The following is a 22,910-nucleotide window of genomic DNA, read 5'->3' on the forward strand; positions in this document are numbered from 1 at the left end:
GGGCGGCGCCCGGGGCGGGGATCCCCGCCACGGGCGCCGGTGCGTCGGTCAGACTGGTCACTTGACCGCGACCTGCGAGACGTCGAGGACGCCGGTCCAGTCGCTGATGACGACGTTCTTGACGTCCTTGCCGACGAGCCGCTTGTAGACCGGGTGGAAGAGCGGCACGTCGAGCGCCTGCTCGCCGATCTTCTTGTCCAGGGCGCCCCAGCGGGCGGCGGCGGCCTTGAGGTCGGTCAGCTTGTTGATCTCGTCGATCTCCTTGTTGACCGCCGGGTCGTTCAGCTGCGCGTGGTTGTAGTTGGAGCCGTTGGTGACGATCTGGCGTCCGTCGAAGATCGGCGCGAGGAACGGGCCGCCGGCCGGCCAGTCGGCGCCCCAGCGCGAGAGGAAGAAGCCGGGGGCGTCCTTGACGCTCCAGCGCTTCTCGTTGAAGGAGTTGGGCTCCTGGCCGTCGAGCTTGACGGTGATGCCGGCCTTGCCGAGGGCCTCCTGGACGGCGGTGGCGATCTCGGGGCTGGTGGCCCGGTTCTGGGCGGTGGAGTGCAGCAGGGTGACGGTCAGCCCATTGGGGAACCCGGCCTCCTTGAGCAGCTCCTTGGCCTTCTCCGGGTTGCCCGTCTTGCCGGCCGGGAAGTGGTCGTACGGCGTGAAGCCGAAGGCCTTCTGCTCGGGCAGGAAGGTGGTGGCGGGCTCGGCGAGCGAGGAGCCGCCGGCGGCGTTGACGACGCTGGTGCGGTTGACCGCGTACGAGATGGCCTGGCGGACCTTGGGGTTGTCGAAGGGCTTCACCTTCGGGTTGAAGGCGATGTAGTTGGTGAAGCCGAAGTGGCCGGTGCCGACGCGGGCGGCGAGCGCCTTGTCGGAGCCGACCTGGGCGAGTTCGGCGGGGCCCAGGTTGGTGTCGGTGGTGACGGCGGCGGCGTCGGCGCCGGAGGAGGTGGCGAGGCGCTGGTTGATGACGGCCTCGTCGAGCCCGGACCTGACGTCGATCTTGTCGGGGTAGGCCTTGCGCTCCTCGTCGGTCTTGGGGTCCCAGTGCTCGTTGCGCTCCAGGACGAGGCGCTCGCCGTCGTTCTCGTTGCTCACGATCTTGTACGGGCCGGAGGAGACGGGGTGCTCCTCGTACTTCGCGCCCTTGTCCTTGGCCTTGGGCACGGGGGCGAACTGCGTCTGGGTGGCGACGAAGGGGAACTCGCCCTCGGGCTTCTTCAGCTTGAAGACGATGGTCTTCGGGTCGGGGACGACGATGGAGGCGAGGCCCTTGGGGTCCTTGTAGGGGCCCTGGTAGGTGTCGCCGCCGACCAGCCAGTCGCGCAGGTAGGGGGCGCCGCCGGAGAGCTCGGCGGCGAAGGAGCGCTCGATGCCGTACTTGACGTCGGCGCTGGTGATGGGCGTGCCGTCCTCGAACTTCAGCCCGTCCTTGAGGGTGTACGTCCACTCGGTGGCGTCCTTGTTGGGGCGCCCGATGTCGGTGGCGAGGTCGGGGACGACCTGGGTGCCGGCGGCGCCCGCCTCGCGGTTGCGGGTGGTGAGCGTGCGGAAGACGAGGGAGGGGACGTTGCCGCCGCCGGAGGTGTAGAGGCGGGCGGGGTCGAAGTCGGTCTGGGCCTCGGCGTTCAGGACGGTGAGCGTGCCGCCCTTCTGCGGAGCGGCCGAGCCCTTGCCGGAGGTGCCGCTCTTGGCGCCGGCGTCCTCGGGTCCCGCGCAGGCGGCGGCGCCCGAGGCCAGGACGACACTGACGGCGGCCGCTGCCACGCGGCGGGAAATGACGGACGGTTGACGCATCGGAGAAGGCCTCTCGGAGAACTGCGGCGGAAGGTGGAGGAATTCCACGCGGGCAGCGGCGAGCGGCGGTGTTTCCGGGGAATCGCCAGGCGTTCCCGACTACACGGAGGAGACACACGGAGGAGCCGCGCCCACGGGGAGGGAGACCCGGGCGCGGAAGGGCGTCGGCAGGTGCGGGAAACGCGAAGGGCCGACGTGCGCTCGGGCAGTGGTCAGCGACAGAGGACGTCGGACACGGCATGCCCGGACACGCCGATGAGCGCCAGCTCTATGGCGGCGCGCTCGGTGACGGCGTGACGGTGCGACATGCCGAGAAATATGGACGAACGCGCGAACGATGTCAACGCGGATCGAGTGATTTTTGAGACAAGCGTCTCGGCATACGATCGGCCACGGGGTGGCCGCCGACCGGGCGCGGGGTGGCCACCGGCCGGGCGCGGAGTGGCCGCCGACCGGAGCCCGACCTCAACTTCCGGGGTGCACCCAGGGGTTGGGGCGGCACCGGACGCCGTCGATGTCCAGGGACTTCGTCTGCTGCTGCATCACGGGGGCGAGCGCACCGGGAGTGCGGCAGTTCACGTGGTTGTGCCCGAGCCGGTGGCCGACCTCGTGGTTGATGAGCATCTGGCGGTAGGCGTACATGGCCTTGGGGCCGAAGGTGTCGGCCCCCTGGGCCCAGCGGAACGCGTTGATCATCACGCGTTCCGTGGAGGCGGAGTCGCAGGAGACGTTGTCGACCGTCGTGTCGAGCCCGGACTTCCGGCACCAGACGCCGGTGGTGCCGGGGCTGGCGAGCGTGATGACGAACTGCGCCTCTCCGCCGGAGATCCGCTCGAAGGTCATCGCGCCGTCGCCCGCCCAGCTGCGCGGGTCGTTGAGGGTCTTCTGCACGGCGTCGGCGAAGAGCTTCGGGTCGAGCCCGAGCCCCTTCTCGACGTCGACGCGGTAGCGGATGAGCCTGCCCTTCCCCGGCGCCTTCTGGAAGCCCTGGACGGCCTCGAAGGCGCCGGACCCCTTCAGCCCGGGGTCGATCGGGAACTGATGGGTCATCAACTGCTCGTACGTGGGCGCCGGGGGCTTCGGGAGTGCCGGGGGCGCCGGGTGCGTCGGGGTGATCCGGTCGTCGGAGCGGGAGGCGGAGGAGTCGTCCGCGGCCCGCTCGGCCGGTTCCCCGGCGGCGCGGGGGGCCGCCTCGGACGCCTCCTTGTCGGCGACCTGTCCGGCGACGACGACGGCGAGGACGGTGGCGACGGCCGCCGCTCCGACCCCGGCGAAGGTGCGGCCGAGCCCGCCCCGCGCGGCCGGCGCCTCGGCGTCGGGCTCGTCCTCGTGGCGGGGCGCGGGGACGAACGGCCCTTGCTCCTCCGCCTGTTCGGGCTGTTCGGGCTCGGCGACCGGGGGCCGGCCGCGCCGCCCGCCGTAGGGCGCCGGGCGCGCGCCGCCCTCGTCGTGCTGCGGGTGCCCGCCCCGCGCGGGGGCCGCCCGGTGGACGGGAACGCCGTGCGCGGGGGTGCCGGGGACGCCGTACGCCGGGACGCCGTGGGCGGGAGTGCCGTACACCGGGGTGCCGTGCGCGGGGGTGCCGTGGGCGGGAGTGCCGTGCGCCTGCCCGTCACGCGCCGGAGCGCCGTGGACCGGGACGCCGTGCGCCGGAGTGCCGTACACCGGGGTGCCGCGCGCGGGCGTCCCGTACGCAGGGCCGCCCTGCGCGGGCGATCCGTACGACGGCGATCCGTACGGCGGACGGCCGTACGCCTGCGTCCCGCCGGGCCGTGGGCCCGCCGGGTCCTGGCCGCCGTCGGCCGTGGTCGTGGCCGCGCTCCTGCGGCGGCGGCCCGTGCCGGGGGCCGGGGCCGCGGCCGCGCCCGGTTCCGGTCCGGGCCGTTGCTGCCCGGCGGCGGGCGCCGGTGCGGGCGCGGCGCCCTTGCGACTGTGTCGTCCCACGCCCCGTATCAGCTCCCGCCGTGATCGGCGATCAGTTCCCGGGCGGCCTGGGCGACCGTCTCGGGGTACTCCATCATCGCCACGTGCCCCGCGTCGGGCAGGGTCAGCAGGCGCGAGCCGCGGAAGGCGGTGGCCGCCCTCCGGGCCATCCGGAACGAGACGAGCCGGTCGCGCGCGCCGTAGACGAGCAGCGTCGGGGCGAGGACCCGTTCGGCCTGCCGCCACAGGCCGTGCTGCCCGCCGAGGGTGTACGCGTCGACGATGCCGCGCGAGGAGCGGGCCATCGCGTCCCAGAAGTACGGGAGCTCCAGGCGCCGCTCCATCTCCTCGACCGCGTGCAGGAAGCCCTCGTCGGTCACCCGGCCGGGATCGCCGTAACAGAGCGCCATGACCCCGCGGACCCGCTGCTCGGCCGTCCAGTCCCTGGTGAGCCGCGCGAAGAAGGAGGAGACGCCGGGCAGCGCGAGCAGCGCGGTGGGCCAGGCGGTGCGCTGCGCGCGCAGCTCGGGCAGGGCCGGCGAGACCAGGGTGAGGGTGCGGACCAGGTCGGGCCGGACGGCGGCGACGCGGGTGGCGACGGCGCCGCCCAGCGAGTTGCCGAAGAGGTGGACCGGTCCGCGCCCCTCGGAGTCGAGGAACCTGATGACGGCGCGGGCGTGCCCGGTGACCGAGTAGTTGCCGTCCCCGGGCGGCGGGGAGACGCCGAAGCCGGGCAGGTCGACCGCCTCGCCGTCGACGACGTCCGCGAGCAGCGGCATCAGGGCGGACCAGTTCTGCGAGGAGCCGCCGAGGCCGTGGACGTACAGCGCGGGCGGCAGTCCGGGCCGGGTGCCCGGCCGGGAGCGCACGGTCAGGCTGAGGCCGGGCAGGGTGACGGTGCGGAGCTCCTCGCCGTCGGCGACCCGTACGGCGCGGGTCCGCGACGCGGGTGGTGCGGCGGCGGTCCGGGTTTCCGGCAGCTCGGTCGAGGACATGGCCGCAATATTACGAGACGATCACGCGCGCCCGTGTGTGGGTGCGGTCACAAGTCCGTGTGCGGCGCGACACGTGTGCTCCTAGGCTCGAAGGGAAGGCGCCGGGGAAGGACCGCGACCCGCGTACCGGAGGGAGCCGCATGACTGTCGATCCGACCGAGCCGGACACGTTCGCCGAGGAGGAGGTGGTCGAGCTGGACGAGGAGACGCCCGAGGCGGACGCCGCCGAGCAGCACGCCGAGCTCCGGCCGCACCGGGACGAGCCGCTGACCCACGTCGAACGCGAGTCGGCGAACGAGGCCGACGCGTCCGAGCAGGCCCGCGTCGTCGAACTGGACGAGGACGACTACCGCTGAACGCCCGGAGGAGCGCGGGGAACGCCCGGGGGAACGGGGGCGGACGCCCGCGAGGACGGGGGAGCGGCCGCCGCCGGGCCGCGCCCGCCGCCGATTCGTTCGGTTCAATACTGAACCGGCTGTCGACCCCGGTGTCCGGTCCGTGAAATTCTGCGTCCGCACCGCGCACAGCCGGGTTACCCAAAAGTACGATGGCGGCGCGTCGCTACAGCGCGCATGGATCGAATCTTGGGAGGCCGCGTGAGCGCCATCGAGCAGACAGAGGCAGCACGCCCTCGGGGCACGCGCCTGCCGCGACGTGCCCGACGGAACCAGCTGCTCGGCGCGGCCCAGGAGGTCTTCGTCGCCCAGGGATACCACTCCGCCGCCATGGACGACATCGCCGAGCGGGCGGGCGTCAGCAAGCCGGTGCTCTACCAGCACTTCCCGGGGAAGCTGGAGCTCTACCTGGCCCTCCTGGACCAGCACTGCGAGGCCCTCCTCCTGGCGGTCCGCACCGCCCTGGCCTCCACCACGGACAACAAGCTCCGGGTCGCGGCGACCATGGACGCGTACTTCGCCTACGTCGAGGACGAGGGCGGCGCGTTCCGGCTGGTCTTCGAGTCCGACCTGACCAACGAGCCGGCGGTGCGCGAGCGCGTGGACCGGGTCAGCCTCCAGTGCGCCGAGGCGATCTCGCAGGTGATCGCCGAGGACACCGGCCTGTCCAAGGACGAGTCGATGCTCCTCGCCGTGGGCCTCGGCGGCGTCTCCCAGGTGGTCGCCCGCTACTGGCTGTCGAGCGAGTCCCCCATCCCGCGCGACAAGGCGGTGGAGCTGCTCACTTCGCTCGCCTGGCGGGGCATCGCGGGCTTCCCGCTGCACCCGGTCGACGGCCAGCTGAGCGCCGAGGGCCACTGATCCGTCCGGGCGACCGCCCGCCCCCGCCGCCTGTTCGCTCCTGGCGTGCGGCGACCGCACCGTGATCGTCCCCTCACCGGGCTAATGTGTGCAGCGTACGGCGCGGATGAATCGCGCAACGCTGACCGTTCGGAGGGACATAGCCGTGGAGGTCAAGATCGGCGTGCAGCACGCGCCCCGGGAGATCGTTCTGGAGAGCGGGCAGTCCGCCGAGGAGGTCGAGCGCGCGGTTGCCGACGCGCTGGCCGGCAAGGCGCAGCTGCTCAGCCTCTCGGACGAGAAGGGCCGCAAGGTCCTCGTTCCGGCCGACAGGATCGCGTACGTGGAGCTCGGCGAGCCCGCCGTCCGCCGCGTGGGTTTCGGCACGCTCTGAGCCCGGGATCCACGGGAAGGGCCCGGCGGACCGTCTTCGGTCCGCCGGGCCCTTCCCGTGTCCGTGCGTCCACGCCGGGCGGTACGGAGGGTTGCGCGCCGGACGCCACGGGTAGGTAGGACCTCGACCGCACCACCCGCCCCGCACCCCTCGCGAGGTGATCCCCCGATGTTCCTGGAAGCCCTCGGCTCCGCCCTGCTCGGCCTCGTTCTGGCCTGGGCCGCCGCGCACCGGCTGCCCGACCGTCTGCCCGGCCGGGGGCCCGTCCTCGTCACCGGCGCGCTCGGCGGGGTGTTCGGCGCGCTCGTCACCCACGGGGCGCTCGGCCCCGGCCATCCCTTCGCCACCCTGGCGGGCGCCGTGGCGGTGGCGGCGGTCCTGCTCTCGCTCCTGGTCCGCCCGGCCTCGCGCCGCCGGCTGCGCCGATCGGCGACCGTCTGACGGCCGCCGTCCGCTTTCGTACGCTTCAGGCGGCGAGGCCGAGCGCGGCCATGCGCTTGGTGTGCGCCTCGGTGATCCGGGAGAACATCCGGCCGACCTCCGCGAGGTCGAAGCCGTCCGCGACACCGCCGACCAGCATGGTGGAGAGCGCGTCCCGCTCGGCGACCACGCGCTGGGCCTGGGAGAGCGCCTCGCCCATCAGGCGGCGCGCCCAGAGCGCGAGCCGGCCGCCGACGCGCGGGTCGGCGTCGATCGCGGCGCGGACCTTCTCCACGGCGAAGTTGCCGTGGCCGGTGTCGTCGAGCACGGAGAGCACCAGGGCGCGGGTGTCGGAGTCGAGCCGGGCCGCGACCTCCCGGTAGAAGTCGCTGGCGATCGAGTCGCCCACGTACGCCTTGACCAGGCCCTCCAGCCAGTCCGACGGCGCGGTCTGGCGGTGGAAGTCGTCGAGCGCCTTCGCGAAGGGCTCCATGGCCTCCGTCGGCTCCGCGTCGACGGTCGCGAGGCGGTCCCGGAGCTGCTCGAAGTGGTGGAACTCGGCCGAGGCCATCTTCGCCAGCTCCGCCTTGTCCGCGAGGGTCGGCGCCAGCTTGGCGTCCTCGGCGAGCCGCTCGAAGGCCGCCAGCTCTCCGTAGGCGAGGGCGCCGAGGAGGTCGATCACGGCGGCGCGGTACTGCGGCTCGGCGGATGCCGTCGCCCAGTCCTTGGCGGCGATCCCGGTGGGTGTGGCGTTGTCAGGCGTCTCCATGCAGCGCACAATAGCCCGCCCGCGCGGCCCGGGAAGGCCCTGGTCAGTCAGTGTGACCGTGCCCTCATCACGTTTTCCCCCGACACACATGCGCGATTCCGGGGTACAGTGGTAAGGCGCCTGCTGAGTATGCGGACATGCTTTCGCACGTTCGGACGTATCCGGTGGGCCGACTCATGAATGAGGATGCCCGGTCGGTGGCCCGATCGGCTCCGGCCCGACAGCCCTTCCGGCGGACCCGCGGAAGGGTCACCCTCAGCGGTACGACGCTCGAGCGACGGCAGTGGTCCCGTGCCACCCGGCAGCGGTCTTCCCGATCGCGCCGACAGTGATCCGGCACGGTACGACCCCCTTCGTTCGCCTCGCGCCGCGTCTCACAGAAGAGGCAGCACCCTGACTACGACTTTCCGAGAGCTCGGAATCCTTTCCGAGACGGCCGAGGCCCTGGAGGCCGTCGGCATCGTGAACCCCTTCCCCATCCAGGAGATGACCCTTCCGGTCGCCCTCACCGGCACCGACGTCATCGGCCAGGCCAAGACCGGCACGGGCAAGACCCTCGGCTTCGGCCTGCCGATCCTGGAGCGCGTGACGGTCCCCATGGACGTCGAGGCGGGCCGGGCGAAGCCCGAGCAGCTGACCGACGCCCCGCAGGCGCTCGTCGTCGTGCCCACCCGCGAGCTGTGCCAGCAGGTCACCAACGACCTGCTGACCGCCGGCAAGGTGCGCAACGTCCGCGTGCTCGCCATCTACGGCGGCCGGGCGTACGAGCCGCAGGTCGAGGCGCTGCAGAAGGGCGTCGACGTGGTCGTCGGCACCCCCGGCCGCCTGCTCGACCTGGCCGGCCAGCGCAAGCTCGACCTCTCCCACGTCAAGGTCCTCGTCCTGGACGAGGCCGACGAGATGCTCGACCTGGGCTTCCTGCCCGACGTCGAGAAGATCATGAACATGCTTCCGGCGAAGCGCCAGACCATGCTGTTCTCGGCCACCATGCCGGGCGCGGTCATCGGTCTCGCCCGCCGCTACATGTCGCAGCCGACGCACATCCGCGCCACCTCGCCCGACGGCGAGGGCGTGACCGTCGCCAACATCAAGCAGCACGTCTTCCGCGCGCACTCGATGGACAAGCCGGAGATGGTCTCCCGCATCCTGCAGGCCAACGGCCGCGGGCTCGCGATGATCTTCTGCCGCACCAAGCGCACGGCGGCCGACATCGCCGAGCAGCTGGAGCGCCGCGGCTTCGCCTCGGGCGCCGTCCACGGCGACCTCGGCCAGGGCGCCCGCGAGCAGGCGCTGCGCGCCTTCCGCAACGGCAAGGTCGACGTGCTCGTCTGCACCGACGTCGCCGCGCGCGGCATCGACGTCGAGGGCGTCACCCACGTCATCAACTACCAGTCGCCGGAGGACGAGAAGACGTTCCTCCACCGCGTGGGCCGCACCGGCCGCGCGGGCGCCAAGGGCACGGCGGTGACCCTGGTCGACTGGGACGACATCCCGCGCTGGCAGCTGATCAACAAGGCGCTCGGCCTGGACTTCCACGAGCCGGCCGAGACCTACTCCAGCTCCCCGCACCTGTACGAGGAGCTGGACATCCCGGCGGGCACCAAGGGCATCCTGCCCCGCGCCGAGCGGACCCGCGCGGGTCTGGGCGCGGAGGAGCTGGAGGACCTGGGCGAGCCCGGCGGACGCCGTGGCCGCGGCCCGAAGGCGGCGGAGAAGACCGAGGAGCGCCCGGAGCGCACCCGGACCCCGCGCCAGCGCCGGCGCACCCGCGGCGGCGGCGACGCCGTCGACGCCCCGGCGCAGGACCGCGCCGTCCAGGCCGACCGGACCGCTCCGGCCGCCGCGCCGACGGGCGACGAGGCCGCGACCGAGTCCGGTCCGCGCACCCCGCGCCGCCGCCGTCGCACCCGGGTCGGCGCCCAGGGCGCCGCGCCGGTCGCGCAGACGGCCCCGGCGGCCCAGGCCGCTCCGGTCGCCGTCGCCGAGGCGCCGAAGACCGAGGCCCCGGCCCCGGTGGTCACCGAGGCGCCGAAGACCGTCGAGGCCCCGAAGGCCGAGGCTGTGAAGGTCGAGGAGCGGAAGGCCGAGGAGCCGAAGGCCCCCCGTCGCCGCGCCCGTGCCGCCCGCCCGGAGACCGCCCAGGCCTCCCAGGCCGCTCCGGCGGTCCGTACCCCCGCGGCCCCCGCCGTCCAGGAGTCCGCTCCGGTCGTGCGCCGCCGTCGGGCCCGGGTGCGCCCGGTCGAGGAGACCGTCTTCTTCCAGACGCCCGAGACCGCCGCCGCCGCCCTGCGGGCGCAGTCGGCCGTCGAGGCCCCGAAGGCCGCCGAGGCCCCGGTCGCCGTCGAGGCGCCGAAGGCCGAGGAGCCCAAGAAGGCCCCGCGCCGCCGCACGGCCGCCAGGACCGTCGAGGCCGTCGAGACGCCCGTCGAGGACGTCAAGGCCGCCGAGCCCGTCGCCGCTCCGGTGGCCGAGCCGGTCGCGGCTCCGGTCGCCGCCGAGGCCCCGGCCGAGGTTCCGGCCCCGCGCCGTCGCCGTACGGCCCGCAGGCCCGCCGGTTCGCCGGTGACCGCCGAGGCCCCGGCCGCCGAGCCGGTGGCCGAGCCGGTCGCGGCTCCGGTCGTCGAGGAGGCGCCCGCGCCGCGCCGTCGTCGCGCCGCCACCCGGGCCGCCGGTTCCCCGGCGTCCGCCGAGGCCGCCGCGATCATCGTCGTACCGGCCGTGGCGCCGGCGCCGGTCGTCGAGGAGGCGCCCGAGCCCGCCCCGCGCCGCCGTCGCGCCGTCCGCAAGGCCACCGCCTCGCCGGTGACCGCCGAGGCTCCGGCGGCCGAGGCCCCCGCGGCCGAGCCGGTCGCCGAGCCCGTCGCCGCTCCGGCGGCCGAGGAGGCCCCCAAGAAGGCCGCCCCGCGCCGCCGCACCACCAAGAAGGCGGTGGCCGAGGCCGCCGTCGCCGAGGCCGCTCCGGCGGTCGAGGCCCCGGTCGCCGAGGAGGCCCCGAAGGCTCCCCGTCGCCGCGCGGCCAAGAAGGCGGTCGCCGCCGAGGCGCCCGACGCCTCCGAGCCGCAGGCGCCGAAGGCTCCGGCCCGTCGCCGCACGGTGAAGAAGGCCGTCGCGGAGCCGGCCGCCGAGGCCGCGGCCGTGGCCGAGGAGCCGAAGAAGGCGGCCCCGCGCCGCCGCACCACCAAGAAGACGGCGGCCCCGGCCGAGAGCTGAGTCCGTCCCGCACGCCCGCCGCGGCCCGGCCCCCTTCCCGGGGGCCGGGCCGCGGCGGCGTTACCGGGCCGCGCCGTCCCGCCGACCGGGGATTACAGTCCGGGTATGAGTAAGCCCAGGTCCCTGGTACTGCCGCCGCGCACCCGCGTCCGCCGTCTCGACACCGCGCGCGGGCCGTTCGCCGTGCTCGACGCGGAGCCCGGCGGGGAGCGGCGGGGGACGGTGCTGCTGCTGCCCGGGTACACCGGCAGCAAGGAGGACTTCCTGGCCCTCCTCGGACCGCTGGCCGACGCCGGTTACCGGGCCGTGGCCGTGGACGGGCGCGGGCAGAACGACAGCCCGGGCCCCCGGGGCCGGGCCGCCTACCGCCGCCGGGCGCTCGCGCTCGACGCGGTGGCGCAGGCCGCGGCGCTCGGGGACGGTCCCGTGCACCTGGTGGGGCACTCGTTCGGCGGCCTGGTGGCCCGCGCGGCGGTGGCGGTCGCGCCGGGCGCCTTCCGCTCGCTCACCCTGCTCTCCTCGGGCGTCGGCCGGGTCTCCCGGCCGCAGCGGATCCGGGTGCGGGCGCTGCGGGCCGGACTCGCGCTGCTGTCGAAGGAGCGGGTGTGGCGGACGATGTGCTGGCTGGACAGCCGGGGCGAGGAGCCGGACACGTCCGACGTGCCGGGGCTCGCGGACTTCCTGCTTCGCCGCTGGTCGCGCACCCGGATCGCCCAGCTCAGGGGCGCCGGGCGGCTGCTGCTCGACCGCCGGGACGGTACGGAGGAGCTGCTCGTGCTGCGGACGCCGCTGCACTTCGCGTACGGGACGGACGAGATGGTCTGGTCGACGGCCGACCTCGCGGCGGCGGCGGCCCGGACCGGCGCGCACCACACGGTCCTCGCGGGCGCGGGCCACTCCCCCAACGTGTCGCACCCCGAGGAGCTGACCGCCCGCCTCCTCGGCTTCTGGGAGCGGGCGGCGGCGCCCGCGAGGCTCAGTACTGCGCCTTGAGGTGCTGCCAGAAGCCGTCCCGCAGGGAGCGCCGGAGCGCGGCGTGGCCGCGCAGGGAGCGGCTCAGCAGGCGCTCCGCCTCGACGAGCAGGTCCTGGTCGACCGGTCCGGGCAGGTAGGGCGCGCCCGGCAGGAGCTCGGCGAGCCGGTCCCGGCCGCGCTCGGCGAGCCAGGTGGCCGCGATCCGGGCGCCGACGAGGCGCACCTCCTCGCGGGAGGGCGGCGGCTCGCCCTCGCTCTCGTACGTGGTGACGGGGCGGCGGGTGACGTACGGGCGGCAGAAGTCCAGGTCGAAGGTGCGCTGGCTGTCGACCTCCCAGAGGAGGGCCTCGGCCTGGTTGCGGCCCTCGGCGGCCTCGATGCCCCAGAGGTGCACGCGGGCGCCGTAGCCCTGGGCGGCCTCGACGGCCGAGACGAGGTCCTCGTCGCCGCCGACGAGGGCGGCGTCGCTGATGGCGCGGTGGCGGGCGAGGGACTCCAGGTCCGTACGGATGAGGGAGTCGACGCCCTTCTGCTGGTTGTTGGCGTTGAGGTTGCCGAGGCGGACCTTGACGTCGGGCAGCTCGGCGATGGCCTGTTGCTCGGGGGTGTGGATGCGGCGGCGGGCGCCGTCGTACCAGTAGACGCGCAGGAGCCGGCTGTCCGCGAAGATCGTGCGGGCCTTGTCGATGAAGGCCTCGATGAGCCCTTCCGCGTCGAGGTCGAAGGAGCGCCGGTCCTCGGTGCCGACGACCAGCAACCCGGCCGCAGCATGGACGTAACCCGCGTCGACGAAGATGGCGTGGGTGGAAGGGGTCTTGGCGACCTCGGCCAGCATCCGCCGGAGGAGCTCGTTGGTGCGCTCCAGGCGTGCGTCGAGCGCGCGGAGGCGGGTGTCGGTCTCGGTGGCCCGTGGGGTGTCTGCGTCGTTCATACGCGGCTCATTGTCCGCCGACGTCCGGCCGACCGCCACACCCTCTTACTCGTCAGTATTTAGTCATCCGAAAATTTTCCTTAGCGTAAGGAATGTTTGCAGGATGCAAGTCGTTGTACAGGGACGTAACGCAGTTCTCCACCAGGAGGATCAACTCAGACGAAGGGAGAAGCCCGTGCGCTTCGAAATCCTGCGACTCGACGACGTCGACGGCACGCCCGTCGACCGGACGGTCGTGGACGCCGCCTCCGTCAACCGGATCGTGCAGCAGGCCGCCTCGATCGGCCAGCGCATCTGGATCCGCCCCGCCGAGACCTCGGCCTCGTAACAGGCCCGGTCCACACCACGCACCGCGCCCCCGCACGGACTTCGCAGAAGCGGAATCCGTACGGGGGCGCAGTGGTGTCCGGGGCCGCCCCGGGAGGGGTCAGGAGCCCCGGATCACCTGGGTGACGCCGTTGATGATCTGCTGCACCGCGATGGCGGAGAGCATCATGCCGGCGAGCCGGGTCACCAGGACCACGCCGCCGTCCTTGATGATCCGGATGATCACCAGCGAGTACCGCATGGTCAGCCAGAGGACGACGTGCATGGCGGCGATGGCGGCCCAGACGGAGATCTGCGCGGCCGCGCTGTCGGCGTGCTGCACGGCGAGGATGACCGAGACGATCGCGCCGGGCCCGGCGAGCAGCGGCATGCCGAGCGGGACCAGGGCGACGTTGACGTCCTTGGTCTGCTTGGGCTCGTCGGTCTTGCCGGTGAGCAGGTCGAGCGCGATGAGCAGCAGGAGCAGTCCGCCCGCGATCATCAGGGCGGGGACGGAGACGTGCAGGTACGCCAGGATCTGCTGGCCCAGGATGCCGAAGACGGTGATGACGCCGAAGGCGACGGCGACGGCCTGCCAGGCCATGCGGCGCTGCACCTTGGCCGCGCGGCCGGAGGTGAGGGCGAGGAAGATCGGCGTGATCCCGGGGGGATCCATGATCACGAAGAGGGTCAGGAACAGCGAGCCGAAGACGGCGACGTCGAACACGGTGGGGTGCCTTGCGGGAGAGGTGGAACGGCGGGGTGTGGCCCGTGGGCTGCGGAATGCGGGATTCCGTCGCCGGGGCAGGGGGTGTGCCGCCCCGCGCGCGGCGCGGCCGTGCGGGGGTGGACCGGGAAGGGGGAGGCCTGGGGACGGATCCGCGGAACGGGCCGCGCGGGCGTGCGCGGGCGTGCCGTCCGGCCGGGGCCGGGCGGGCGGGTTCGGCGGAGGGTCGGGCCCGGGAGGGACGGAGGCCTAGGCGGTGACGGATCCCCCGGCGCCGGGGACCGGGAAGGCCCCCGCCGCGCGGCGGGTGATCTCGCCGTAGATCTCGGGGTCGGTGGTGTACTCGCCGAGCCGGCAGGTCTTGCGGCTGCCGTGGTAGTCGCTGGAGCCCGTGGTCAGCAGACCCAGCTCCTTCGCGAGCCCGCGCAGCCGCGCCCGCGTCGGCTCGTCGTGGTCCATGTGGTCGACCTCGATGCCGTCGAGACCGGCCTCGGCGAGCCGGGCGATCGAGGCCTCCGGGAGCACCTGGCCGCGCTTGACGGCGAGGGGGTGCGCGAAGACGGTGACGCCGCCGGCCGCCTTGACGAGGCGGATCGCCTCGACCGGGTCCAGCTCGTGCTTGCCGACGTACGCCCGGCCGCCGTCGGCGAGCCACTCGGGCGTGAAGGCGGCGGACACGTCCGGTACGACCCCGAGCTCGACGAGCGCCTCGGCGACGTGCGGGCGGCCCACGGAGCCGTCGCCGGCGATCCGGGCCACCTGCTCCCAGGTGACGGGGACGCCGAGCTCCCGGAGCTTGCCGACCATCGCGCGGGCGCGGGGCACGCGGTCGTCGCGGACGAGTTCGCGCTCGGCGAGGAGCGCGGGCTCCTCCGGGTCGAAGAGGTACGCGAGCAGGTGCAGGCCGATCCCGTCGACCCGGCAGGACAGCTCGGCCCCGGTGACGAGGGTCAGCCCCTCGGGCAGCGCGGCGATCGCCTCGGCGTGGCCGCGGGTGGTGTCGTGGTCCGTGAGGGCGACGACGTCGAGCCCGGCGGCGGCCGCGTTCCGGACGAGTTCGGCCGGGGTGTCCGTGCCGTCGGAGGCCGTGGAGTGGGTGTGCAGGTCGATGCGCACGACGCGGTACTCCGGGGGCTCGGGACGGACGAGGGACGCTCCAGCATAACGGGCGAATCGAACACGCCCGTACGGAAGGAACGCCGGGCCCCGGGGCGGGCGAGGCCGGAGGCGGGGCGCGGCCCGGACGGCGATCCGCCGGAGAGGCCCGGGCCCGGCGGGGCGTCGCCGCGGCCCGGACGGTGATCCAGCGGAGAGGCACGGGCTTGGCGGGACGCGGCCCGGACGGCGATCCGCCGGAGCACCCGGGCCCGGTGGGGCGTCGGCGCGACGACCCCGGCACGGGCGGCGCCTCGGCGCGGCGGCCTCGGCCCGGCAGCGCCTCGGCGCGGTGAAGCCCCGGCCCGGCGGGCCCCGAGTCCGGGGCCTCGAGTCCGGCGGCGGTCTCAGCCCAGCAGTCTCGGCGTGAGCGCCCCGCACGGCAGCAGTTCGACCTCGGCGCCGGCGTCCCGCAGGTCCGTGAGGACCAGCTCGTCGTACATCAGGAGGCCGGACTGCTCGGGCCAGACGATCGCCCACAGCCACAGGCCGCGCGCCTCGCCCGCGAAGACCGCGCGGTCGTGCGGGGCGCCGTTGACGTGCCAGAGCGGGGTGGGGCGCCCGGCGGCGAGCACCTTGGTCTGGGGCGGCTTCTCGATGGCCATGCCGGCGCCGGGGTCGAGCCCGTCGATGCCGGCGTACCGGGCGCCGAGGCCGACGCCGAGCTCCTCGGCGATCAGGAGCAGCTCCCCGATGCCGCCGAGCGGGCCGGGGCCCGAGCAGGCGACGGCGGTCGCGCGTCCGCCGCTGCGGTCGTCGCCCGCGTACGCGACCCCGGTGAAGAGCCAGCCGACGGGCAGGGGCCACGGCATCCACACGGGCACCTGGGAGCGGTGCACCACGACGCCGAGGGCCTCGACGCTGGGCGGGACGACGGGCTGGAGCGGGTGCACCGAGCCGTGCACGTCACACTGCCAGGAGTCGGCGAAGAGACCGGGCGCTCTGACCCGGCCACCGCACTTCGGGCAACTGGGTTCGCCCCTCATAGGGCTCAACGGTCCTACCCCTTCCGTCCCGCGTCAAGGACGACCCCGAACGATCACCCGTCCGACACGGGCCGCCCACTCGCACATCCCTTCCGCTATACCCGCACATCACCCCCTCGTATAGATGTCATCTACACCTATACGGCCGTACGGCCCGGCGGGCACCCCCGGCCCCCCGCCAACCGGCGGACGGGGAAACGGGGTTGCCGCGCGAGGGGCCTCCTCAGTCCAGCTCCACGGACCTGCGCAGGGGATCGCGGAGGTCCGTACCCCGCGCCAGCCAGCGCTCCTCCAGGGCCTGCGCCCCGTGCACCCGCTTCCACGCCGCCTCGTTCGAGGTCATCGGCAGCAGCGGCAGGAACCGCACCGAATCCATCGGCTCGTCGAGCTCCAGGTCCTCCACCAGGCCGCCCGACTCCGCGACGAGCACCGAGCTGAAGGGGGCGCCCGGCCAGAGCGGGTCGCCCACGTCGAGCGAGGCGCCCGGGGCCACGATCACGCCCTCGACCTGCGGGGTGGCGGCGAGCACGGCGAGCGGGCGCAGCACCTTGTCGGTGTCGGCGAGGCCGGCCCGCACGGTGAGGACGAGCTCCGCGCGCGGGCCCCGCACCGGATCGGCGAGCGCGGCGGTCGGATCGGCCATCGGCTGCGCGGACATCCCGAGGGTCGCGTACCGCACGAGATCGCCGTCGATGAAGCGGAGCACCTCGATCCGGTCCGTGCCGAGAAACGTCACCGCGGCGCGCGCGTCCGGTTCCCCGAGGGCCGTTCGCAACCGGGCCTCGACCAGAGCAAGAACTTCTCCCATGGCTTGAGCATAAAGCGCGTATGGAACGGGCAAAGTAAGGGATTGACCCTCTGTCGGCTGATAGCCTTGGCCGCTGGCCGGGAACATTCGATCCCCGACCACTCGTCACACGTCATCCCTCACGGGGGACCGGCCGGAGGAGGTGGGGCTGCGATGGACCGAAGTCGGTCGGGCAGTACCAGCGGCTCTTCCGCCCCGCACCCGAGCCCGGTGCGCTTTTTCTCCCGTTGATTCCGGGTACGCGATCCCTGATCCGTGCGATTCCCCGATCCGCACGGACCGCGCGACCCGTTCTCCGGCACCTCGCACGACGGAAGAGCACTTCGCCCTCGCCTGTCTGTAGCGAATGTCTGTAGCGAACGCCGTCACCGCGATCCCCCGGTGCCGCCCGCTTTGTGGACGACGTAGCTCCACGTCCCCATTCCGGGCTGTGCCACGCTCGCCGACGGCCTCTCCGTGAAGGAGCATGCCCATGTCGATGATCCGTGACCTGCGCGCCGCCGTCCGTCCGAGCCTGCGGCACCCCCTGCGCAAGACCCCCACCACGTACACCGCGTACGACCCCACCCGCGACCACTCGGCGTCCACCGCCGTCGTCGACTGCGCCGTCTACCGCGACGGGCGCCGGATCGAGGACGACGAGTGCCTCACCCCGCGCGGCGCGATGCGGCGCGTGCGGGAGAAGGGCGGCTTCGCCTGGATCGGCCTGCACGAGCCGACCGAGGCCGAATTCGCCGGTATCGCCGCCGAGTTCGGGCTGCACCCGCTCGCCGTCGAGGACGCCGTCCACGCCCACCAGCGGCCCAAGCTGGAGCGGTACGACGACACCCTCTTCACCGTCTTCAAGACGATCCACTACGTCGAGCACACCGAGCTCACCGCGACCAGCGAGGTCGTCGAGACCGGCGAGGTCATGTGCTTCACCGGCCCCGACTTCGTCATCACCGTCCGGCACGGCGGCCAGGGCTCCCTGCGCAACCTCCGCCACCGCCTCCAGGGCGAGCCCGAGCTGCTCTCCAAGGGCCCCTCGGCCGTCCTGCACGCCATCGCGGACCACGTCGTCGACGGCTACATCGCGGTCGCCGACGCCGTCGAGCTGGACATCGACCAGCTGGAGATCGACGTCTTCTCGCCGGCCGCGAAGGGCTCCACGCGCGGTACGGACACCGGCCGGATCTACCAGCTCAAGCGCGAGGTCCTGGAGTTCAAGCGGGCCGTCTCGCCGCTCCTCCGCCCGATGCAGCTGCTCAGCGAGCGGCCGATGCGGCTGGTGGACCCGGACATCCAGAAGTACTTCCGGGACGTCGCGGACCACCTCGCCCGCGTCCAGGAGCAGGTCGTCGGCTTCGACGAGCTGCTCAACTCGATCCTCCAGGCCAACCTGGCGCAGGCGACCGTCGCGCAGAACGAGGACATGCGCAAGATCACCTCGTGGGCGGCGATCGTCGCCGTCCCCACGGCGGTCTGCGGGGTGTACGGCATGAACTTCGACCACATGCCGGAGCTGCACTGGAAGTACGGCTACCCGATGGTGCTCACCGGCATCGTCGTGGTCTGCCTCACCATCCACCGCACCCTCAAGCGCAACGGCTGGCTGTAGCCCCGGCCCGGATCGATAGGCTGCGGCCATGACCGATCAGTCGCTCGGGCCCGCCCTCGTCGAGGAGGCCACCAAGAAGTCCGGCCTGGTGTGGGTGCGCGGCACCGGGCCCGCCCGCGCGCTCTGGCACGTCTGGCACGACGGCGCCGCGTTCGTCGTCGGCGACGGCCCCGGCGAGCAGCCGCTGCCAGGGCTCGTGGACGGCGGGACGGCCGAGGTGACCGTCCGCAGCAAGGACAAGGGCGGCCGGATCGTCGCCTGGACGGCCGCCGTGCGCGAACTCGCCGCCGGTACGGAGGAGTGGGACGCGGCCGTCGCGGAGCTGAAGGGCAAGCGGCTCAACGCGCCCGACGGCGAGGCGATGCCCGCCCGCTGGGCGCGCGAGTGCCGGGTGGTGCGGCTCGACCCGCGCGAGGTCGCCGCCGGACTGCCGGACGGCTCCCTGGCGGCCGTGCCGCTGCCCACGGCGGCCACGACCCGCCGTCCCGCGCCGGCCGCGCTCCCGCGCCTGCTCCTGAAGCGCCGCAGGCGCCGCTGAGGGGCGGCTGCGGCCTGGGCGAGCTTCTCCGGGCTCTTCGCGGAGGCCGCCCCTCAGGTGCGGGGCAGCTGCTTCCCGTAGTCCACGATCTCGTCCTTCGTGGGCGCGGCGAGCGGGAAGTCCTTGTTCCAGTCGGAGAGCATCACGACGCCCCCGCCGCCGCCGCGCGCGAACTGCACGGGATACGGGGAGCCGTCCAGGGACACGTCCAGGACGCCGCCCTCGCCGTCCGCGCCGCCCTTGACCTTGATCGTGCGGACCGCGCCGATCCGCGTGCGGTCGCCCTTGACCTTCTCGCCGTGCAGCCCGATGAGGCCGTCGAGCAGCGGCTTCATGTCGGTGAAGCCGCGGAGCTGCTTGTACGAGGGGTCGTCCTGCGGCACCTTCACGTACTTGCCGTCGAGCTTCTCGGCGGCCTCGACGTCCTCCTTCGTCGGCTCGGCCCCGTCCTTGTCGTGGGACCAGAAGCCGGCGTCGGCCTTCAGGTAGAGCGCGTCCCCGACCCGCATCAGCTCGAAGGTGCTGTTCTTCGTCGTCACCGAGCCGGTGGCGCCGTCCTGCTTGAGGCGCATGTTCAGCTTGACGGCGCCGCCCTTGCTGACCAGGGTGCCGGCCAGGCGCACCGCCTTCGCCCCGTCCGCCACCGTCCGCGCCTCGCGCTCGATCTCGGGGGCGGCGAGCCTCCCGACCCCGTTGGTCCCCTCGTCCGGGTCGGCGGCGCAGGCCGTGAGCCCCACCGTCAGTCCGGCGCAGAGCGCCAGGGGCACGACGGCCCCGCGGATACGCGATGCCGGGGTGCGGACGGTCATCTGCGCTGCCTCTCGTGATCGTGCGGGCGTACGGGCGCCGGGCCCCGGCCGGGCGGAAGGGCGGGGTCCGGTGTCCGTACCGGTACCGGGGGTTCCGGCTCCGGTACCGGGGTAACAGCAGACCGCAGCGTACCCGGGCCGGCCGGCGGCCCCCGCAGGCAGCCGTACGGAGGCACTGCCGGGGCGGCGCGTACCGGCACGGGCTAGCCTGAACCGGTAGAGCTCCGTGATCACCGGCGGGGCGCTGCGAGGACTGGAATCGTGCGACACCGAGGAGGCGCGTGGCATGGCGGCAGGCGCCCCCCGGATCTTCGTCTCCCACCTGGCGGGGGTCCCCGTCTTCGACCCCGTCGGCGACCAGGTCGGCCGGGTCAGCGACCTGGTGGCCATGCTCCGGGTCGGCCGCCGCCCGCCGCGCCTGCTCGGCATGGTCGTGGAGGTGCTCAGCCGCCGCCGGGTCTTCGTGCCCATGACCCGGATCACCGGCGTCGAGTCCGGGCAGGTCATCACCACCGGCGTGGTCAACATGCGCCGCTTCGAGCAGCGCCCCACCGAGCGGCTCGTCCTCGGAGAGCTCCTCGACCGGCGGGTGCGGCTCGTGGAGGGCGACGGGCGGGAGGGCGAGGAGGTCACCGTCCTCGACATCGCCATCCAGCAGCTGCCCGCCCGCCGCGAATGGGAGATCGACAAGGTCTTCGTCCGCAAGGGGAAGAGCGGGGCGCTGCGCCGCAAGGGCGAGACGCTGACCGTCGAGTGGTCGGCCGTCACCGGCTTCTCCCTGGAGGAGCACGGCCAGGGCGCCGAGAGCCTGCTCGCCACCTTCGAGAAGCTGCGCCCGGCCGACCTGGCCAACGCCCTGCACCACCTCTCCCCCAAGCGGCGCGCCGAGGTGGCCGCGGCCCTCGACGACGACCGGCTCGCGGACGTCCTCGAAGAGCTCCCCGAGGACGACCAGATCGAGATCCTCGGCAAGCTGAAGGAGGAGCGCGCGGCCGACGTCCTGGAGGCGATGGACCCGGACGACGCGGCCGACCTGCTGTCCGAGCTGCCCGAGGAGGACCAGGAGCGGCTGCTGACCCTGATGCAGCCGGACGACGCGGCGGACGTGCGCCGCCTCCTGGCGTACGAGGAGCGCACGGCGGGCGGTCTGATGACGACGGAGCCGATCGTGCTGCGGCCGGACGCGACCGTCGCGGACGCGCTCGCCCGGGTCCGCCAGCAGGACCTGTCCCCGGCGCTGGCCGCGCAGGTGTACGTCTGCCGGCCGCCGGACGAGACGCCGACCGGGAAGTACCTGGGCACGGTGCACTTCCAGCGGCTCCTGCGGGACCCGCCGTTCACACTGGTCAGCTCGATCGTGGACAGCGACCTGCCGCCGCTCGGCCCGGACACCCCGCTGCCGGCCGTCACCAGCTACCTCGCCGCGTACAACATGGTGGCCGCGCCCGTCGTGGACGAGAGCGGCTCCCTGCTCGGCGCGGTGACCGTCGACGACGTGCTGGACCACCTGCTGCCGGACGACTGGCGCGAGACCGAGTTCCACGAGGAGGAGGGGGCGGGGCATGGCCGCTGAACGCACGCAGGACCGGGAGCGCGAGCGGGAGCGGGCCGTGCCCCGGATCCGGCTCGACCTGCCGAGGGAGCGGCGGGCCAGACTGCTGCCGGAGTACGACCCGGAGGCCTTCGGGCGCATGTCGGAGCGGATCGCCCGCTTCCTGGGGACGGGCCGGTTCCTGGTCTGGATGACGCTGACGATCGTCGTCTGGGTGCTGTGGAACATCTTCGCGCCGGGGCCGCTGAAGTTCGACGAGTACCCGTTCATCTTCCTGACGCTCGCCCTGTCCCTCCAGGCCTCGTACGCGGCGCCGCTGATCCTGCTCGCCCAGAACCGGCAGGACGACCGGGACCGGGTCAACCTCGAACAGGACCGGAAGCAGAACGAGCGGTCGATCGCGGACACCGAGTACCTGACGCGGGAGATCGCGGCGCTGCGCATGGGCCTGGGCGAGGTCGCCACGCGCGACTGGATCCGCTCCGAGCTCCAGGACCTCCTCAAGGAGATGGAGGAGCGCCGGGATCTATTCCCGTCCGGCGACACCCGGGGAAGTGACGTACCCGACCGTTGACAGCCTTTCATGGGCCGGTGCTCCGCGCCGTACCATCGTCGGTATGGCTACGGAAGACGCGGTGCTCGCGGCACTGGCGACGGTGAACGACCCTGAGATCAACAAGCCGATCACTGAACTCGGCATGGTCAAGTCGGTGGAGATCGAACCGGACGGCAGGGTCGCCGTCACGGTCTACCTGACGGTCTCCGGGTGCCCGATGCGCGACACCATCACGCAGCGCGTGACCGAGGCCGTCTCCCGGGTCGAGGGCGTCACCGCCGTCGACGTGTCGCTCGACGTGATGAGCGACGAGCAGCGCAAGGAGCTGGCGGCCGCGCTGCGCGGCACGACCGCCGAGCGCGAGGTGCCCTTCGCCAAGCCCGGCTCGCTGACCCGGGTGTACGCGGTGGCGTCCGGCAAGGGCGGTGTCGGCAAGTCCTCCGTGACCGTGAACCTGGCGGCCGCGATGGCCGCCGACGGGCTGAAGGTCGGCGTCGTCGACGCCGACATCTACGGCCACAGCGTGCCCCGGATGCTGGGCGCGGACGGGCTTCCGACCCAGGTCGAGAACATGATCATGCCGCCGTCGGCGAACGGCGTGAAGGTCATCTCGATCGGCATGTTCACCCCGGGCAACGCGCCGGTCGTGTGGCGCGGCCCGATGCTGCACCGCGCGCTCCAGCAGTTCCTCGCGGACGTGTACTGGGGCGACCTGGACGTCCTCCTGCTCGACCTGCCGCCGGGCACCGGCGACATCGCGATCTCGGTCGCGCAGCTCGTGCCGAACGCCGAGATCCTGGTCGTCACGACCCCGCAGCAGGCGGCGGCCGAGGTCGCCGAGCGGGCCGGCTCGATCGCCGTCCAGACCCACCAGAAGATCGTCGGCGTCGTGGAGAACATGGCGGGCCTGCCGTGTCCGCACTGCGACGAGATGGTGGACGTGTTCGGCAGCGGCGGCGGCCAGAAGGTCGCGGACGGCCTGACGCAGACCACCGGCGCGACCGTGCCGGTCCTCGGCTCGATCCCGATCGACGTGCGGCTGCGCGAGGGCGGCGACGACGGCAGGCCGGTCGTCCTGTCCGACCCGGACTCCCCCGCCGGCGCGGCGCTCCGCGCCATCGCGGGCAAGCTGGGCGGCCGTCAGCGCGGCCTGTCGGGCATGAGCCTGGGCATCACGCCGCGGAACAAGTTCTGAGTCCTGGCGCACGCCGAAGGGGCGCCCCCGTGCGGGGG

The 22,910-nt window shown here is 73.6% G+C and carries 23 protein-coding genes; 12 read left to right on the forward strand and 11 right to left on the reverse strand.

Annotation, left to right across the window (positions count from 1 at the left end; all coding sequences use genetic code 11):
• Positions 1–57: 57 nt before the first annotated feature.
• The 4 genes from ACWGSR_RS33385 to ACWGSR_RS33400 form a co-directional block, all read right to left on the reverse strand.
• Positions 58–1,788: an ABC transporter substrate-binding protein gene (locus ACWGSR_RS33385; RefSeq protein WP_453572372.1), complete on the reverse strand. Its 1,731-nt coding sequence runs from the start codon at positions 1,786–1,788 to the stop codon at positions 58–60.
• 212 nt (positions 1,789–2,000) lie between these two features.
• Positions 2,001–2,096, reverse strand: coding sequence for an Ms4533A family Cys-rich leader peptide (locus tag ACWGSR_RS33390; RefSeq protein WP_324606511.1), 96 nt, complete (start codon positions 2,094–2,096; stop codon positions 2,001–2,003).
• A 157-nt stretch (positions 2,097–2,253) separates the two neighbouring features.
• The gene (locus ACWGSR_RS33395) at positions 2,254–3,732 is read right to left on the reverse strand and encodes a DUF3152 domain-containing protein (RefSeq protein WP_453572375.1); all 1,479 of its coding nucleotides are present in this window, start codon (positions 3,730–3,732) and stop codon (positions 2,254–2,256) included.
• An 8-nt stretch (positions 3,733–3,740) separates the two neighbouring features.
• Positions 3,741–4,706, reverse strand: a complete 966-nt coding sequence (locus tag ACWGSR_RS33400) for an alpha/beta fold hydrolase (protein WP_376247082.1) — start codon at positions 4,704–4,706, stop codon at positions 3,741–3,743.
• Positions 4,707–4,846: 140 nt separating this feature from the next.
• Between ACWGSR_RS33400 and ACWGSR_RS33405 the strand changes: the two genes are divergently transcribed.
• From ACWGSR_RS33405 to ACWGSR_RS33420, 4 genes are all read left to right on the forward strand, one after another.
• Positions 4,847–5,062 (forward strand): hypothetical protein, encoded by a 216-nt coding sequence (locus tag ACWGSR_RS33405; RefSeq protein ID WP_376247085.1) that lies wholly within the window; start codon positions 4,847–4,849, stop codon positions 5,060–5,062.
• 240 nt (positions 5,063–5,302) lie between these two features.
• On the forward strand, positions 5,303–5,962 hold the full coding sequence (locus tag ACWGSR_RS33410; protein WP_376247088.1) for a TetR/AcrR family transcriptional regulator: 660 nt from the start codon (positions 5,303–5,305) through the stop codon (positions 5,960–5,962).
• Between the two features lie 145 nt (positions 5,963–6,107).
• Positions 6,108–6,335 (forward strand): DUF3107 domain-containing protein, encoded by a 228-nt coding sequence (locus ACWGSR_RS33415; protein WP_376247091.1) that lies wholly within the window; start codon positions 6,108–6,110, stop codon positions 6,333–6,335.
• A 168-nt stretch (positions 6,336–6,503) separates the two neighbouring features.
• A complete protein-coding gene (locus ACWGSR_RS33420) occupies positions 6,504–6,776 on the forward strand; it encodes a hypothetical protein (RefSeq protein WP_366371673.1) in 273 nt (90 codons plus the stop codon).
• 25 nt (positions 6,777–6,801) lie between these two features.
• Here ACWGSR_RS33420 and ACWGSR_RS33425 read toward each other — a convergent pair whose 3' ends face one another.
• A complete protein-coding gene (locus ACWGSR_RS33425; RefSeq protein WP_376247248.1) occupies positions 6,802–7,524 on the reverse strand; it encodes a ferritin-like fold-containing protein in 723 nt (240 codons plus the stop codon).
• A gap of 486 nt (positions 7,525–8,010) precedes the next feature.
• On the opposite strand from ACWGSR_RS33425, the gene ACWGSR_RS33430 reads away from it, so the two are divergent.
• Both ACWGSR_RS33430 and ACWGSR_RS33435 read left to right on the forward strand, forming a co-directional pair.
• Positions 8,011–10,734 (forward strand): DEAD/DEAH box helicase, encoded by a 2,724-nt coding sequence (locus ACWGSR_RS33430; protein WP_453572430.1) that lies wholly within the window; start codon positions 8,011–8,013, stop codon positions 10,732–10,734.
• 105 nt (positions 10,735–10,839) lie between these two features.
• Complete coding sequence (locus ACWGSR_RS33435) at positions 10,840–11,727, forward strand: alpha/beta fold hydrolase (RefSeq protein WP_376246478.1); 888 nt, start codon at positions 10,840–10,842, stop codon at positions 11,725–11,727.
• Here ACWGSR_RS33435 and ACWGSR_RS33440 read toward each other — a convergent pair.
• Positions 11,711–12,640: an NYN domain-containing protein gene (locus ACWGSR_RS33440; protein ID WP_376246481.1), complete on the reverse strand. Its 930-nt coding sequence runs from the start codon at positions 12,638–12,640 to the stop codon at positions 11,711–11,713. The two genes, ACWGSR_RS33435 and ACWGSR_RS33440, sit on opposite strands and share 17 nt — an antisense overlap.
• A 175-nt stretch (positions 12,641–12,815) precedes the next feature.
• Between ACWGSR_RS33440 and ACWGSR_RS33445 the strand changes: the two genes are divergently transcribed.
• Positions 12,816–12,968, forward strand: a complete 153-nt coding sequence (locus ACWGSR_RS33445; RefSeq protein WP_104860408.1) for a hypothetical protein — start codon at positions 12,816–12,818, stop codon at positions 12,966–12,968.
• 99 nt (positions 12,969–13,067) lie between these two features.
• Here ACWGSR_RS33445 and ACWGSR_RS33450 read toward each other — a convergent pair whose 3' ends face one another.
• The 4 genes from ACWGSR_RS33450 to ACWGSR_RS33465 form a co-directional block, all read right to left on the reverse strand.
• On the reverse strand, positions 13,068–13,673 hold the full coding sequence (locus tag ACWGSR_RS33450) for a MarC family protein (RefSeq protein WP_376246484.1): 606 nt from the start codon (positions 13,671–13,673) through the stop codon (positions 13,068–13,070).
• A 249-nt stretch (positions 13,674–13,922) separates the two neighbouring features.
• A complete protein-coding gene (locus ACWGSR_RS33455; RefSeq protein WP_453572380.1) occupies positions 13,923–14,789 on the reverse strand; it encodes a PHP domain-containing protein in 867 nt (288 codons plus the stop codon).
• Positions 14,790–15,175: 386 nt separating this feature from the next.
• Positions 15,176–15,814 carry a DUF6758 family protein gene (locus tag ACWGSR_RS33460; protein ID WP_376246490.1) on the reverse strand — a complete coding sequence of 213 codons (639 nt, stop codon included), beginning with the start codon at positions 15,812–15,814 and terminating at the stop codon, positions 15,176–15,178.
• Between the two features lie 223 nt (positions 15,815–16,037).
• A complete protein-coding gene (locus ACWGSR_RS33465) occupies positions 16,038–16,622 on the reverse strand; it encodes a suppressor of fused domain protein (RefSeq protein ID WP_453572384.1) in 585 nt (194 codons plus the stop codon).
• A gap of 472 nt (positions 16,623–17,094) precedes the next feature.
• Here ACWGSR_RS33465 and ACWGSR_RS33470 point away from each other — a divergent pair, with 472 nt between their 5' ends.
• Together ACWGSR_RS33470 and ACWGSR_RS33475 are read left to right on the forward strand one after the other, a co-directional pair.
• Positions 17,095–18,222, forward strand: a complete 1,128-nt coding sequence (locus tag ACWGSR_RS33470) for a magnesium and cobalt transport protein CorA (RefSeq protein WP_376246496.1) — start codon at positions 17,095–17,097, stop codon at positions 18,220–18,222.
• A 28-nt stretch (positions 18,223–18,250) separates the two neighbouring features.
• Complete coding sequence (locus ACWGSR_RS33475; RefSeq protein WP_376246499.1) at positions 18,251–18,760, forward strand: hypothetical protein; 510 nt, start codon at positions 18,251–18,253, stop codon at positions 18,758–18,760.
• 53 nt (positions 18,761–18,813) lie between these two features.
• Here ACWGSR_RS33475 and ACWGSR_RS33480 read toward each other — a convergent pair whose 3' ends face one another.
• Entirely contained in the window at positions 18,814–19,569 is a 756-nt protein-coding gene (locus ACWGSR_RS33480) for a hypothetical protein (RefSeq protein WP_453572387.1), read from the reverse strand.
• Positions 19,570–19,855: 286 nt separating this feature from the next.
• Between ACWGSR_RS33480 and ACWGSR_RS33485 the strand changes: the two genes are divergently transcribed.
• The 3 genes from ACWGSR_RS33485 to ACWGSR_RS33495 are packed head-to-tail and all read left to right on the forward strand — an operon-like array spanning position 19,856 to position 22,872.
• Positions 19,856–21,142 (forward strand): magnesium transporter MgtE N-terminal domain-containing protein, encoded by a 1,287-nt coding sequence (locus ACWGSR_RS33485; RefSeq protein WP_376246504.1) that lies wholly within the window; start codon positions 19,856–19,858, stop codon positions 21,140–21,142.
• Positions 21,132–21,695 carry a DUF1003 domain-containing protein gene (locus ACWGSR_RS33490; protein WP_366371651.1) on the forward strand — a complete coding sequence of 188 codons (564 nt, stop codon included), beginning with the start codon at positions 21,132–21,134 and terminating at the stop codon, positions 21,693–21,695. The genes ACWGSR_RS33485 and ACWGSR_RS33490 overlap by 11 nt, the downstream gene beginning before the upstream one ends.
• A gap of 43 nt (positions 21,696–21,738) precedes the next feature.
• Positions 21,739–22,872 carry an Mrp/NBP35 family ATP-binding protein gene (locus ACWGSR_RS33495; protein ID WP_376246508.1) on the forward strand — a complete coding sequence of 378 codons (1,134 nt, stop codon included), beginning with the start codon at positions 21,739–21,741 and terminating at the stop codon, positions 22,870–22,872.
• The last annotated feature ends 38 nt before the right edge of the window (positions 22,873–22,910 follow it).

This window comes from Streptomyces sp. NPDC055632 (genome assembly GCF_053618675.1).